At 72.7% G+C, this 12,052-nt stretch carries 13 protein-coding genes; 5 read left to right on the forward strand and 8 right to left on the reverse strand.

Annotation, left to right across the window (positions count from 1 at the left end):
- On the reverse strand, positions 1-389 hold a 389-nt coding region (locus ONA70_RS29485; RefSeq protein WP_265009762.1), incomplete at its 3' end, for a hypothetical protein.
- 232 nt (positions 390-621) lie between these two features.
- Between ONA70_RS29485 and ONA70_RS29490 the strand changes: the two genes are divergently transcribed.
- On the forward strand, positions 622-798 hold the full coding sequence (locus ONA70_RS29490) for a hypothetical protein (protein WP_265009763.1): 177 nt from the start codon (positions 622-624) through the stop codon (positions 796-798).
- Between the two features lie 303 nt (positions 799-1,101).
- Complete coding sequence (locus ONA70_RS29500; protein WP_265009764.1) at positions 1,102-1,224, forward strand: hypothetical protein; 123 nt, start codon at positions 1,102-1,104, stop codon at positions 1,222-1,224.
- A gap of 70 nt (positions 1,225-1,294) precedes the next feature.
- Here the strand turns inward: ONA70_RS29500 and ONA70_RS29505 are convergent, their stop codons facing one another.
- A complete protein-coding gene (locus ONA70_RS29505) occupies positions 1,295-2,581 on the reverse strand; it encodes an erythromycin esterase family protein (protein WP_265009773.1) in 1,287 nt (428 codons plus the stop codon).
- 204 nt (positions 2,582-2,785) lie between these two features.
- Here ONA70_RS29505 and ONA70_RS29510 point away from each other — a divergent pair, with 204 nt between their 5' ends.
- A complete protein-coding gene (locus ONA70_RS29510) occupies positions 2,786-3,118 on the forward strand; it encodes a nuclear transport factor 2 family protein (RefSeq protein WP_265009765.1) in 333 nt (110 codons plus the stop codon).
- Positions 3,119-3,293: 175 nt separating this feature from the next.
- Positions 3,294-4,172, forward strand: a complete 879-nt coding sequence (locus ONA70_RS29515) for an RNA polymerase sigma-70 factor (protein ID WP_265009774.1) — start codon at positions 3,294-3,296, stop codon at positions 4,170-4,172.
- Positions 4,173-4,197: 25 nt separating this feature from the next.
- Here ONA70_RS29515 and ONA70_RS29520 read toward each other — a convergent pair whose 3' ends face one another.
- From ONA70_RS29520 to ONA70_RS29535, 4 genes are all read right to left on the reverse strand, one after another.
- A complete protein-coding gene (locus ONA70_RS29520; RefSeq protein ID WP_265009766.1) occupies positions 4,198-4,719 on the reverse strand; it encodes a hypothetical protein in 522 nt (173 codons plus the stop codon).
- A gap of 66 nt (positions 4,720-4,785) precedes the next feature.
- Positions 4,786-5,229, reverse strand: coding sequence for a hypothetical protein (locus tag ONA70_RS29525; protein WP_265009767.1), 444 nt, complete (start codon positions 5,227-5,229; stop codon positions 4,786-4,788).
- A 573-nt stretch (positions 5,230-5,802) separates the two neighbouring features.
- Positions 5,803-6,159 carry a VOC family protein gene (locus ONA70_RS29530; RefSeq protein ID WP_265009768.1) on the reverse strand — a complete coding sequence of 119 codons (357 nt, stop codon included), beginning with the start codon at positions 6,157-6,159 and terminating at the stop codon, positions 5,803-5,805.
- 69 nt (positions 6,160-6,228) lie between these two features.
- Positions 6,229-7,539, reverse strand: a complete 1,311-nt coding sequence (locus tag ONA70_RS29535; RefSeq protein WP_265009769.1) for an MFS transporter — start codon at positions 7,537-7,539, stop codon at positions 6,229-6,231.
- Between the two features lie 135 nt (positions 7,540-7,674).
- Between ONA70_RS29535 and ONA70_RS29540 the strand changes: the two genes are divergently transcribed.
- On the forward strand, positions 7,675-10,485 hold the full coding sequence (locus ONA70_RS29540; protein ID WP_265009770.1) for an ATP-binding protein: 2,811 nt from the start codon (positions 7,675-7,677) through the stop codon (positions 10,483-10,485).
- Between the two features lie 39 nt (positions 10,486-10,524).
- On the opposite strand, the gene ONA70_RS29545 is transcribed toward ONA70_RS29540, so the two are convergent.
- Both ONA70_RS29545 and ONA70_RS29550 read right to left on the reverse strand, forming a co-directional pair.
- The gene (locus tag ONA70_RS29545; protein WP_265009771.1) at positions 10,525-11,409 is read right to left on the reverse strand and encodes a cytochrome c-type biogenesis protein CcmH; all 885 of its coding nucleotides are present in this window, start codon (positions 11,407-11,409) and stop codon (positions 10,525-10,527) included.
- Positions 11,406-11,963 (reverse strand): redoxin domain-containing protein, encoded by a 558-nt coding sequence (locus ONA70_RS29550; protein WP_265009772.1) that lies wholly within the window; start codon positions 11,961-11,963, stop codon positions 11,406-11,408. Before ONA70_RS29550 ends, ONA70_RS29545 begins: the two co-directional genes overlap by 4 nt.
- Between the last annotated feature and the right edge of the window lie 89 nt (positions 11,964-12,052).

The following is a 12,052-nucleotide window of genomic DNA, read 5'->3' on the forward strand; positions in this document are numbered from 1 at the left end:
AAGCTACTCCCGGACCAGATGATGCTGAACGCCGTCGCGATGATCATCGGCGGTAGCGCGACCGCGAATCGGTTGCTGGCGAAGATCCAGCCGTAGCTGAGCAGACCGATCGAGAACGCGAGGAGGGCGAACACCCCGAACAGGGCGACGCTCAGCAGGATGAGGGTGGAGCGGGCGGAGCGTCGCAGGGCTTTCGGGCCGTGGCGGTGGACGAGCTGCCCGGCCCGGTATCCGGCCAGCGAGCCGAATACGAGGGTCAGGGTCGAGATCAGCTCGGAACCGTTGAGAAACCCGTCGAACATGCGTTGACTCCTGTCTCCCCCTGCGACGGTGGGCACGTGGATGTCCGCCGGTCGCGGGCGCGACGGGCGGGCCACTTCGATGATCACAGATACGCGCCGGCCGGTAACCGTACGACCTTCACGTCATATCGGGAAGGAAATCGGGCCCGGCATGTGCAAAACGCACGTCGATCGCGGTCCGTCGAGCCGAGGAGTGTACCGTGTCGTCCGTCTATTGCGGACGTTGGCCAGTACGAGGGGCGGAACCCAGCGTGTTGCCGCCGATCAGCCCGGATTCTGCCTTGGCGGTTCGTTGGCGGAGGTCTATTACAGTCGCGTCATGACTGAGCCGCAGCTCTATTGCCCGCTCTGCCGAGGCACCCAGTTCCAGCAGGAGACGGCACGCCAGGACAGCCGGTGGGGGCTCACCAGCCACCGGATGACCTTGATGATCTGTCGTCGGTGTCGGTACGTGCTGCACTTCTACGACCGCCACAGCATTTTCGACTTCGACTGACGGGAGCTGGTGTGACCTCGGCTCGGGGCGCCGTGGTCGGCATTCTCGGCCGGTTGGTTTCCACGAGTCGCCTCGCGAAACCGGCGGCCCGGTGACCATGACGATCAGCAGCAGTCCGAGCGCGTCCACCTCGATATGGCGTTTGCGGCCGTTGGCCTTTTTCCCGCCGTCGCAGCCGCGGCTGCTCCAGCTCACGTACTCGACGGCCAGTCGATGCCGGACGACCCACTCGCACAGATTGTGCGCACGGTTACGTGGAAGATCTTGTCGTTTGCGGTGACGGCCTTGAGTACGCCCCGAGCGGTGCGAACTTCGCCACCGCGGGACCTCGTCGACGAACACGGTGACGGGATCGGCTCCTGCGACACCCAACTACGCCAGTTCGACGACGGCATCGTGGTCCTGCCGCCGGCGCAGGAGGCCTGATCATCGACCGGGGCGACCAGCGCGATTCATGACCACCGGCTGGCCCTGCGCGAGTCCGGTTCGCTCGCCGTCAGACGCCGGACGGATACGTCTCGGGCTCGGCCAGGCCGGCCGGCCGCACGCGCAGCGGCCGGACCGCCTGGGTCTCGTCGATCCAGCAGAAGGCGTCGTAGCGGTCGCCGAGCACCGTCGGTACGTAGTTGCCGAAGCTCTCCCGTTCCGGGTGGTAGACGACCCCGATCGCCCGGTGGTCGAGCTCGTCGGTGAGCACGTCGGGCTTGCCGTCGCGCGGGAAGACGAACAGGGTCTGCGCCGGCGCGGCACCGTGCAGCACCTCCTCCAGCGAGTGCCGGCGGCCCGGCGGCACCGGCATCACCTCCATCGGCGCACCCCAGCCGTCACCGGCCACCACCGTGCCGTGGTGGGTGCCGAAGCCGACCAGCACGACCTGGTCCGGGCCGTGCCGCTCCCGGGCGAGCTGGCCGATGTTGACCTCTCCGGCGTCGACCATGTCGGTCGCGCGGGCATCCCCGACGTGGGTGTTGTGCGCCCAGACGACCGCCTTCGACCCCGGCCCGTAGTGCCGCAGCAGCCGGTCGAGGGTGTCGTCCATGTGCCGGTCGCGGACGTTCCACGACTCCCGGCCACCGCGCGCCATCGTCCGGTAGTAGCGTTCGGCCCCGGCGACGATCTCGGCGTTCTGCCAGGCCCCGAAGCGGCCCTCGTCGCCGGCCACGGCCCGCTCGCGCAGCCCGACGAGCAGGTCCACCACCTCGTTCTCGCAGTTGTTCGGCACGAATCGGGTCGCCAGCGCGTACTGCTGCGGGTCCTCGTCGTACGGCTGGAAGCAGCGGTACGCGGCCAGCGCCGCCGGCACCTGCTCCGGGTCGTGCTCCTGCAGCCAGGTGATGACCTCGCGGAGCGACTCCCACAGCGAGTACACGTCCAGACCGTGGAACCCGGCGCGGTCCGGCTCGTCCGCCCCCGCGTTGCGGGTACGCAGCCAGCGGGTGAAGTCGATGACCTCCTCGTTGGCCCACATCCAGGTCGGCCAGCGCTCGAAGGTGGCGAGCGCGTCCCGCGGGTCGCTGGGCGCGGCGGCCTGGCACCGCACGCTGCGGTCCACCCGGTCGCAGTCGGGCCAGTCGCCCTCCACGGCCACGAACGAGAAGCCCTTCTCCTCGATCAGCCGCCGGGTGATCGCCGCGCGCCAGGTGTAGAACTCGTGCGTGCCGTGGCTCGCCTCGCCGAGCATCACCACCCGGGCGTCCCCGATCCGGTCCAGCAGCACGTCCAGGTCACCCGGGTCGGCCAGCGGCGCCGCCAACCCGGTCACCTCGTCGTCGTAGCGTCCCATGGTCACCCCCGCTGCGCGTCAGGTCCCGGCCCGTGGCCGTGCTCCTGGCGTACCCGGCTCGGCGCGGGCCATGCGGGCCGGCGGCGCGCGCGGTCGCGACGTCCCGGCGTCACCGTCCGGCCCGGCTGCACGTGCGGTGGGCGACGGCTGACGAATGACCGGTGTGCTGCCGGGTAGGCGGGCGGCGACACCGAGGAGAGGCAGATGACTGTAACCGTTCCCGACGTGATCGTCCGTTACTACCAGTTGGCCGCCGAACCGGACGTCGACGCCTTCGTCTCCTGCTTCACCGACGACGCGATCGTGGCTGACGAGGATCGCACCTACCAGGGGCCGGCGGCGATCCGGGCGTGGCGCGAGCGGACCACGGCTCAGTTCGACTACAACGCGATTCCGGAGACGGTGGAGGAGGAGACCGGCGGCAACCTGGTGGTGACGACACTCGTCTCGGGCACGTTCCCGGGCAGTCCGGTACGGCTGCGCTACCGTTTCACGCTGCGCGACGGCCTGATCGGCGCCCTCGACATCCGTCCATAGGGCTCACGCTGCGCTCGATGGTGTGGCGTGCGCCACCGATCTCGGGTGTCACAGGGCGGCGAGGTCCGGCATCTCGTGTGTGGCACAGTCGAGACCGAACAGGCGGGAGCCAGCCATGAGCGTGCACAGCGAGCGAACGACGGACACCGCCGGCCCGCTTGCTCCTGGCGGCCGGATGGACTCCGCCACCGAGGCGTTCCTCGCCCACCGCAACCTGCTGTTCACCGTCGCCTACGAGATGCTCGGCTCGGCCGCCGACGCCGAGGACGTCCTGCAGGAGACCTGGTTGCGGTGGGTGGGCGTCGACCTCGACACCGTACGGGATCAGCGGGCGTACCTGGTCCGGATCACCACCCGTCAGGCGCTCGTCCGGCTGCGTACGCTCCGCCGCCGCAAGGAGTCCTACGTCGGCCCCTGGCTGCCGGAGCCGTTGCTGACCACGCCCGACGTGGCGGAGGATGTCGAGTTGGCCGACAGCGTCTCGATGGCGATGCTGCTGGTGCTGGAGACGCTCGCGCCGACTGAGCGGGCGGTGTTCGTGCTGCGCGAGGTGTTCGACGTCGACTACGACGAGATCGCCGAAGCCGTCGACAAGAGCACGGCCGCGGTCCGCCAGATCGCCCACCGGGCCCGGGTACACGTCGCGGCGCGCCGACCACGCGGGGTCGCTTCCGCCGCCGAGACCCGCGACGCGCTCGACGCGTTCCAGCGGGCGGTCGAGACGGGCGATCTGCAGCACCTGCTCGACGTTCTCGCGCCGGATGTCGTCTTCCTGGGTGACGGTGGCGGAGTCGTGCAGGCCGTGCCGAAGCCCGTCGTGGGGGCCGACAAGGTGGCCCGCCTGCTGACCGCCGGGCGGAACAAGATCGCCGCCGTGGTGTCGCTGCAGCCGGCCCACGTCAACGCCTACCCGGCGCTGATTCTCCGGCTCGACGGCGAGATCGACACCGTCATCGCGGTACGCATCGACGACGGCCTCGTCACCGGGCTCTACGCCGTGCGCAATCCCGAGAAGCTGTCACGGGTCGAGCGGGAGACCGCGGTGAGCCGCTGACGGTGATGCGCGGGGCGCGTCGAATTCACGGTCCGGCCGGATCAGGCCGCGGGGCCGGCGGCTTGCGGAGGCGCTCGACCAGATCCCGTGCCGCCTCGTCGAACTGCTCGTCGGACTCGCCGGGCCAGTGTCCCTTGATCGGCGGCGGGACGCTGTCCCCGGGCGGGGCGACCAGGTCGCTGGGGTCTCGGAGTCGGCGGTCCACCGATGCCGTCGGACCGGTGACGGTGCCGGGCGCGCCCGGCCGGTGGGCAGCGAAGATCCATCCACCGATGGGGTCGGTGTCGCGCCACAGGTTCAACCATCGCCAACCGACCCGGCCGCCCCCCTCGTGCAGCATGGCGTCGTCGACGTAGGCGGGGAAGAGCCGGGCGTAGAGCCGGCGCAGTGGTGAGCTGTAGGTGATCAGGGCGACCCGGCCGCTGACGTGGGGCGGCAGTTGGAGGACGGTGGCGGCGACCAGTACCGAGCCCTGGCTGTACCCGGCGATCAGGACCGCGTTGCCGCTGCCGACCAGGTAGGTGATGCGCCGTGCCAGCTCCGGCACGGCCCGTTCGGCGTAGCAGGGCAGCGCGAACGGGTGGGCGGACCGGGGCCAGAACGTGGCCAGGTCTCAGAGCACGCCGACGTGGTGCCGGAACGCGGCGGTCCGGTAGGCGAAGATTCCGCCGATGACGAGGCCGAGGACGGTCGCCGAGATCACGTAGCCGCCCAACCCGATGCCGAAGTTGACAGCACGCCGAACCCGCGTAGCGGCGGGCGGCTCGGATGCTGGAACCGGCGCCACAGCAGCACGGCTGCCAGGGCTGCCAGCAGTCCGGCGTGCGCGACGAACAGCCAGGTGAGGGTCGAGCCGTAGCCGGGGCAGGCCACCACCTTCGTGCCAGCGCGTGGGCACGGCCACGACGTGGGCGCAGACCACGATGGTGAGACCGATGGCGAGGGTCCGCAGCGTACGGGCGACACCGTCCCGCCGCGGGTCGGCGGGGGCGCGGTCGATCAGCGCGGGGGCGCAGAGCAGGGCCACACAGGTGGCCAGGACCACCCCCGTTGCCACCGCCAACACGATGCTGGTGGGCGACGCGCCCTGTGCGGCCCGGGCGGCGAGCAGGCTGCCGCTCAGGGTCGCGAACGCGCAGCGATGTGGATCGAGCGCAGTCGTCCCATGAGCGGCTCCGCGTCCCAGTGCCCGACGGTGCTGAGCGGGTGCCCGGACACCGCGCCCTCCGGCGGCCGGAACGCCTGGAAGGACCGTCCCGGGCGGGTGCTGGCCCACAGATCAGGCCGATGGCGGCGGCCGGGATCAGCGCGAGCACCACCAGCCGCAAACCGGTGGGGCGGTCACCGAGCCAGGACAGCCAGCTACGACCGGACAGACAGGCCGAGGACGACATGCACTGCCACGCGACCAGGTCCAGCGCGACCCCGACGGCGGCCAGCACGTACAGCGCGGTCAGGGTCATCCGGCGTCGCCGATCCGCGTGCTCCCGCTGATCCCGCCGACATCGACCCTCCGAGACATCTCGGCAGCCCGACCGCGGGTGGCGGAACCGAGCACGGTCCGGCCACCCGCGTGGCAGACGGGCCTACCCCAGTGGTCCGGCTCCAAACTCCGGACCGCGGTAGCAGGTCATCGATCCTGAAGCAGCCCCAGGACGTTGCCATCGGGGTCGGTGACGGTGGCCACCAGGCGGCCACCGCCGACGTCGTGCGCCGCCTCCTTCACCGTGGCACCCGCGGCGACCACCTCGGCCAGCTTCGCCTCGATGTCCGGGACGTGCCAGTAGGCCACCGGTGAGGTCATGCCCTGCGGTCCACCGCCCGGCACCAACCCGATCTGCTGGCCGGCGGCCTCGAAGCCGACGTAGTAGGTCGAGTCGGTCTGCGGCGGCACGCCGAGCAGGGCGCTGTACACGGCCTTGGCCGCCGCCAGGTCGGACACGGGGTGCAGCACGGTCTGGATTCCCTGGGTGGACGAGTCGGTCATGCTTACTCCTGAAGGTCGTGGGTCGCGTCGACCCGGTCGGTACGGCCCGTCAAGACGAACGGGAAGCACTCACAGCATTTCTTTCGCCGCCGCCGATCCGTATCCGTAACGACCACGGAACCGTCCACGGATCGGTGCCGCACGCCGGCCACGGGCGAGCCGTAGGGCGGCTGCGACGGATGCGCCCAGCACGATCGTGAGCAGGGCGGAGATCAGCAGGGTGTGCCGACCACCGACCGCGGTAACGACCGCGCCGCCCAACAAGGTGCCCAGCGCGGTGGCGGGAGTGGTCAACGCGGTGCGGGCGGCGAGCACGCGGCTCAGCGCCTGCGGTGGGGTGCTGCGCTGGAACAGCGCCGTGGAGATGGCGGTGAACGGGCCGTAGATCAGACCGCCGACCGCGAGCCCGACCAACCCGGGCGCGACGGCATCGGTCAGCCCGAGGGGCAGCAGGGCAACGCCCCAGCCGACGATGATGCTCACCACCACCCGCCAAGGCGGTCGATGCCGGAGCAGCGCTGCCCCGAGAGCGCCGATCGTCGCCCCGAGGCCGAACACGGTCCAGTACAGGCCCAGCAGGCCGGGTGAGCCGTGCGGCCCCTGCGCGACATGGACCGGTAGGGCCACCTCGACCGGGCCGTAGAGGAAGAAGAACGCGGACGTCACCACGATCAACCCGAGCAGGCGTGGCCGGTCGAGAATGGTGCGCCAGCCGCCGCTCGTCGCTGCGTCCGGCGCCGCTCCGACGGCGGCAGCCTGCCGGGCGGAGACCGTCCAGCCGGCCGCCGCCAGGACCGCGAAGCTCGCCGCGTCCACCCCGATCACCCAGCCCGGCCCGATCAGTGCGCTCAGCCCGCCGGCCATTGCTGGGCCGACCACGAATGCCGCCTGCGCGAACGTTGACAGCAGCGCGTTACCGGTGATCCGGTCCTCTTCGGGCAGCAGCTCCGCGATCAGGGTGTACGCCCCAGCGTTTCCCCAGGCGTGCAACAGCGAGGAGACCGCCAGCAACGCCACGTACCCGACCGGGGTCAGCAGCCCCGCCACCGCGAGTGCCGCGACCGCGCCCAGCGCCACTGCTCGCAACGAGGCGTCCACCGCCACCAACTGCGCGGCGCGCCGCCGTCGTATCAGCCGGGCGAGCACGGCCGCGCCGATCGGGGCTGGCAGCGCGTACGCCGCCACCGCCAGTGCGGTCCAGACACCAACCTGCTCGGGCGGCGCGATCTGGACCGCGAGCCATGCCACCGCGACCATGCTCATGCCGTCGCCCAGAGCCGAGACCAGCATCCCGGGCAGAATCCAGCGAAGCACCGGGTGCCGCAGCAGCCGGCCGGTTGATCCGACCCACGACCGCACACCAGACCCTAGGTGGTTCATCTCTCACGCTCCGTAAGCCGAGGCCGATCTGCCGGTGGCCTCAGCCTCGCCGGGCTCTGCCGGGTCCGGCATCGGTGCCGACCACGGAACCCACCACCGATCTGGAGCACGGAGTGGGTGCGGAAGAATGGGGCCGTGGCGACGACGGCAGAGATCTCGGCTCGGGAGGCCGAGGTGCTGGCGCTGCTGGGGGAGCATCTCAGCAACGCCGAGATCGGGGCCCGGCTGTTCATCTCGGTGCGTACCGTGGAGAGCCACGTCTCCTCGCTGCTGCGCAAGCTGGCGGTGCCCGATCGGCGGGCGCTCGCCCGGCGCGCGTCCGAGCTGGCTCGCGCCGACCGGTCCCACCCGGCACCGCTGCTGCCGGCGCCGCTGACCTCGTTCATCGGCCGGATGCGGGAGCGGGCCGAGCTGACCGAGATGATCAAGACCCACCGGCAGGTGACCGCGGTAGGCCCCGGCGGAGTGGGCAAGACCCGGCTCGCGTTGACCGTGGCCGCGGACGCCGGCAGCGAGTACGCCGACGGGGTGTGGTTCGTCGACCTGGTCCCGATCACCGACCCGGACATGGTCGCGGCCGCGGTCGCCGGCGCGCTCGGCCTCGGCGAGCAGCCCGGCCGGGGCATGGACGAATCGGTGGTCGCCGCGCTGGCCGACCGTCACGTCCTGCTCGTGCTCGACAACTGCGAGCAGGTACGGGACGGGGTGGCGCCATTCCTCGAGCGGCTGCTCGCCGCCTGCCCCCGCTTGACGGTGCTGGCGACCAGCCGGGCCCGGCTGATGGTGCCGTTCGAACGGGTGTATCCGGTCCCGCCGCTGTCGCTGGCCGGCGACGGCGAGTCGGAGGCGGTCGCATTGTTCATGGACCGGGCGGCGGCGGTGGGCCGGCCGCCGGATCCTGCCCTGCGCGACCACATCGCCTCGATCTGCGAGCGGCTGGATGGAGTGGCGCTGGCGATCGAGCTGGCCGCCGCCCGGTGGCCCACGCTCGGGCTGGACGGCCTCACCGCCGCGCTGTCCGACCCGCTCCGGATGCTGGCCGGCGGTTCCCGTGCCGATGACCGGCACCGTTCGGTGCGGGCGGCGCTGGACTGGAGCCACGCCCTGCTGGAGCCGGCCGATCGGGCGCTCCTGCGCCGGCTGTCCGTGTTCGTGGCGCCGTTCACCGTCGAGGCGGCGGCGGAGGTGGTCGGGTCGGAGCCGGGCGTGGCCGCCGACGGACTGGCCCGGCTCGCCGAGCAGAGCCTCCTCGTGGTGACGGCGTCCCCGAGCGGCACCTGGTACCGGGCGCTGGAAACCATCCGCCAGTACGGGACGGAGCGGCTCGAGGAGGCCGGTGAGCTGGTCGACGCTCGATCCCGGCACCTTCGCTGGTGCCTGGCCAGGGCGGCCGACCTGGCGGTGGTACGGGCGGACTGGCGGGTCCGGTTCGACCCGGTCGCGGACGACCTCCGCGCCGCCCTGGCGTGGGCGGCCGACCGGCCGGAACAGCGCGCGGACGCGCACCGCCTCGCCTGGCACCTCGCGGAGCTGGCCTTCACCCGTAACCTGATCGGCGAGTCCCAGCTGCGGTACGAGCAGGCGGCCGCGCTCGCGGACGACCCGGCCACCACCGCATCGATGTTCCGCCACGCCGCGGCCGTGGCCGGATGCCGGATGCGTGGTGACGACATGTACCGCCTCCAGCGCGCGGCCGCGGCCGCCGCCCGCCGGTCCGGGGACACCTCCGGCGCCGCCGGTGATCTGGCGGCCGCCGCCACCAACGCGTACCGGTTCTGGAGCAAGTTCGAACGAATGCCGTCGCAGCAGGAGGCGCTCGCGCTCATCACCGAGGCGCGGGAGCTGGCCGGCGACGATCCGGCCGCCCAGGCCGCGGTGGCGCTGGCCGAGGCCGGGGCGCTCACCGACGCGTTCGGCTCCGAACTGGGCCCGCCCGACAACGCCGTACCGGAGACGATGGCGCGTGCCGAACGGGCGGTCGACCTCGCTCACCGCACCGGCGACCCGCTCGCCGAGTCCGCCGCCCTCGACGCGCTCACCGGTGCCCAGAGCTGGGCCGGTGAGACGTTCGCCGCCGCGGCCACGGCACGGCGCCGTATCGCACTGTTGTCCTCCGCGCCGGACAGTCCGGCCAGAACCCACGAGCTGCTCGACGCCCTCGGCAACGCCACCGAGGCGAGCCTCGGCGCGGGCGACCTGCTCGGCGCCCGCCGCTGGGCACGGCAACTCGCGGACCACCCGTTGCTGGCGGAGGTTGGCCATCGTGCCACGAGCTGGCTGCTGGTGACCGAGGCGTTGGCCGGCAACGTCGACGAGGTACTCACCGTCAGCGCCGGGTTCCTCGAAGATTGGCGCCGGGCCGGCAGCCCCGCCAGGTGGGCCCTCGCTCCGGCGGTGGCCGGTGTGGCGATGATCCACGGCCTCCGCGACGACCACGACGCCCGCCTCGTCTGGAGTGCGGTCCTGAATCAGCTCGGCACCCCACCGGAGCGCACCTACGGCTACGGGGCGGTCTTCGACGCGATGCTCATGCTCCACTGCGGGCAGGCGCGGGAGGCGTTGGACCGGTTGGCGCCCGAGCCCGGCGAGGTGTGGAAATGGGTCACGTGGATCTGGCTGCACTGGTATGTGGCGCTGCGCGCCGAAGCCACCGTGCTGGCCGGGAGTCCCGATGCCGGCGACCGACTGGCCGAGGCCCGAACCATCGTGGCCGGCAACCCGGTCGCCGCTGCCATCGTGGAGCGGGCAGCCGCGCTGCACCACAACGACCGGGCGCGGCTGCTCGCCACGGCCGACGTCTTCGAGGCCGCCGGATGCCGCTACCAGGCGGCGCGGACCATGGTGCTCGGCGGCGGCGACCATGTGGCCCGCGGCGCGGCCGCACTCGTCGGCCTCGGCCTCGCCCCGATGGCTCCGACCACGACCTTTCTCAGCCGCATGAGGTGATCCGGGCGCACCCCGCACGTGCGCGTCGACGGCGGCCGGTCACGAGCCGAGCAGCCGGCGGATCTCCGCGGCGGCTGGGTGCTCGGGCGACACGGCGAGAAACCGCCGCAGGGTAGCCGGCGCGTCCGCGGGCCGGGTGGTTCGCTGGGCCAGCCCCAGCACCAGCAGCCCGTCAGGCGAGTCGGGGGAGTGGCTGAGCACCTCCCGTGCCGTCCGCTCCGCGCCGGTGGCGTCCGCCGAGCGCAGCAGGGCGAAGGCGAGGCGCAGCCGGACGCCGTCGTCGGGCCGTTCCTGCAGCGCTTCCCGGTACATCTGCGCGGCGGCCGCGTACCGCTGCTGGCCCTCCAGGTCCTGCGCCAGCCGCACGGCGACCGCCGCCGGGTCGGCGGGTGGGCTCGGTGCCGGCGGCGCCAGTCGTCCGGCGGCCACGGCCACCGTCGCGACGAGGGCGACCAGCCCGGCGGCGCTGAGCCACCAGGCGTGTCGTGCCCGCGGTCGGCCGCCCGCCGGTGGCCCGCGGTCCGGGTGCCGGCGGGGTCGGCGTGGGCGTAGCGTGCGCAGCGCGGCGGCGGCGCCCGCCAGCAGCGCCGTCGCGGGTACGGCCCACAGCAGCAGTGCGGGTCCCCGCGCGTCGGGCCGCGCCAGCACGTCCTCGCCGTACCGGTCGACGAACCAGCGGCGGATCTGCGCCGGGCTCCGGCCCTGCGCCACTTGATCGGCGATCACCTGGCGCATCGAGGCGGCGATCGGCGAGCGGGAGTCGGCCACCGACTCGCCCTGACAGGCGGGACAGCGCAGGTCGGCGGCCACGGCCTGCACCGGGTCGGTCCGGCTGCCGGGACCGAGCGAGCGGACCAGCCCGGCCACGGCCAGCGCCAGCAGCACGGCCAGGCTCAACGTGACGAGCAGGCGTCGCCGGGTCACGCCGGCGCCAGCAGGGGGGACAGCCGCTCCTGCAGCCACTGCGGGGTGACCACGCCGGGCTGGTGCGCGACGATCCGACCGTCGCGGTCCACCACGAAGGTCTCGGGCACGCCGCGGACGCCCCAGTCGACGGCTCGGGTGCCGTCGGGGTCGGGGAGCACGGTGAGGTCGTCGGCGTTCGTCTCCTTCAGGAGGGCGCGGACCGCCTCCGGGCCGTCACGCAGGTTGAGCCCGACCACCTGCAGTCCCTGCGGCGACCAGCGGCGGGCGGTGTCGACCAGCAGCGGCAGTTCGTCGCGGCAGGGCCCGCACCAGGAGGCGAAGACGTTGACCAGTACGACGTGCCCGCGCGCCGCCGCCAGATCGAACCGCTGACCGGTGAGGGTGGTGCCGGTCAGCGCGGGGGCGGCCACCGCTGGCCGCTGTCCGGCGTCCCCGAGGCCGGCGCGGCGGTCGGTCGCGAGGGCGATCCCGAGGCCGACCGTGAGCGCCAGCACCATGGCCGGGGCGAGCCGGATACGCCGCCACCAGGACCGCCCGCTTCCCGCGCTCATGCCGGAACTCCGGCCGCCACCGGCGCACGCCTGTCGGCCGGTTCGGTTCGCCGCCGCCGCCGGCGTGCCGCGTTGGCGAGGGCGAGCAG

The organism is Micromonospora yasonensis, assembly GCF_026013475.1.
Classification (GTDB): domain Bacteria; phylum Actinomycetota; class Actinomycetes; order Mycobacteriales; family Micromonosporaceae; genus Micromonospora; species Micromonospora yasonensis.

What these genes read in the sequence shown, in the direction of transcription:
- ONA70_RS29490 (WP_265009763.1), top strand. Translation starts at nt 622, where the DNA reads ATGACTGAGCCGCAGCTCTATTGCCCGCTCTGCCGAGGCACCCAGTTC.
- ONA70_RS29535 (WP_265009769.1), bottom strand. Translation starts at nt 7,539, where the DNA reads ATGAACCACCTAGGGTCTGGTGTGCGGTCGTGGGTCGGATCAACCGGC.
- ONA70_RS29510 (WP_265009765.1), top strand. Translation starts at nt 2,786, where the DNA reads ATGACTGTAACCGTTCCCGACGTGATCGTCCGTTACTACCAGTTGGCC.
- ONA70_RS29550 (WP_265009772.1), bottom strand. Translation starts at nt 11,963, where the DNA reads ATGAGCGCGGGAAGCGGGCGGTCCTGGTGGCGGCGTATCCGGCTCGCC.
- ONA70_RS29530 (WP_265009768.1), bottom strand. Translation starts at nt 6,159, where the DNA reads ATGACCGACTCGTCCACCCAGGGAATCCAGACCGTGCTGCACCCCGTG.
- ONA70_RS29515 (WP_265009774.1), top strand. Translation starts at nt 3,294, where the DNA reads ATGGACTCCGCCACCGAGGCGTTCCTCGCCCACCGCAACCTGCTGTTC.
- ONA70_RS29505 (WP_265009773.1), bottom strand. Translation starts at nt 2,581, where the DNA reads ATGGGACGCTACGACGACGAGGTGACCGGGTTGGCGGCGCCGCTGGCC.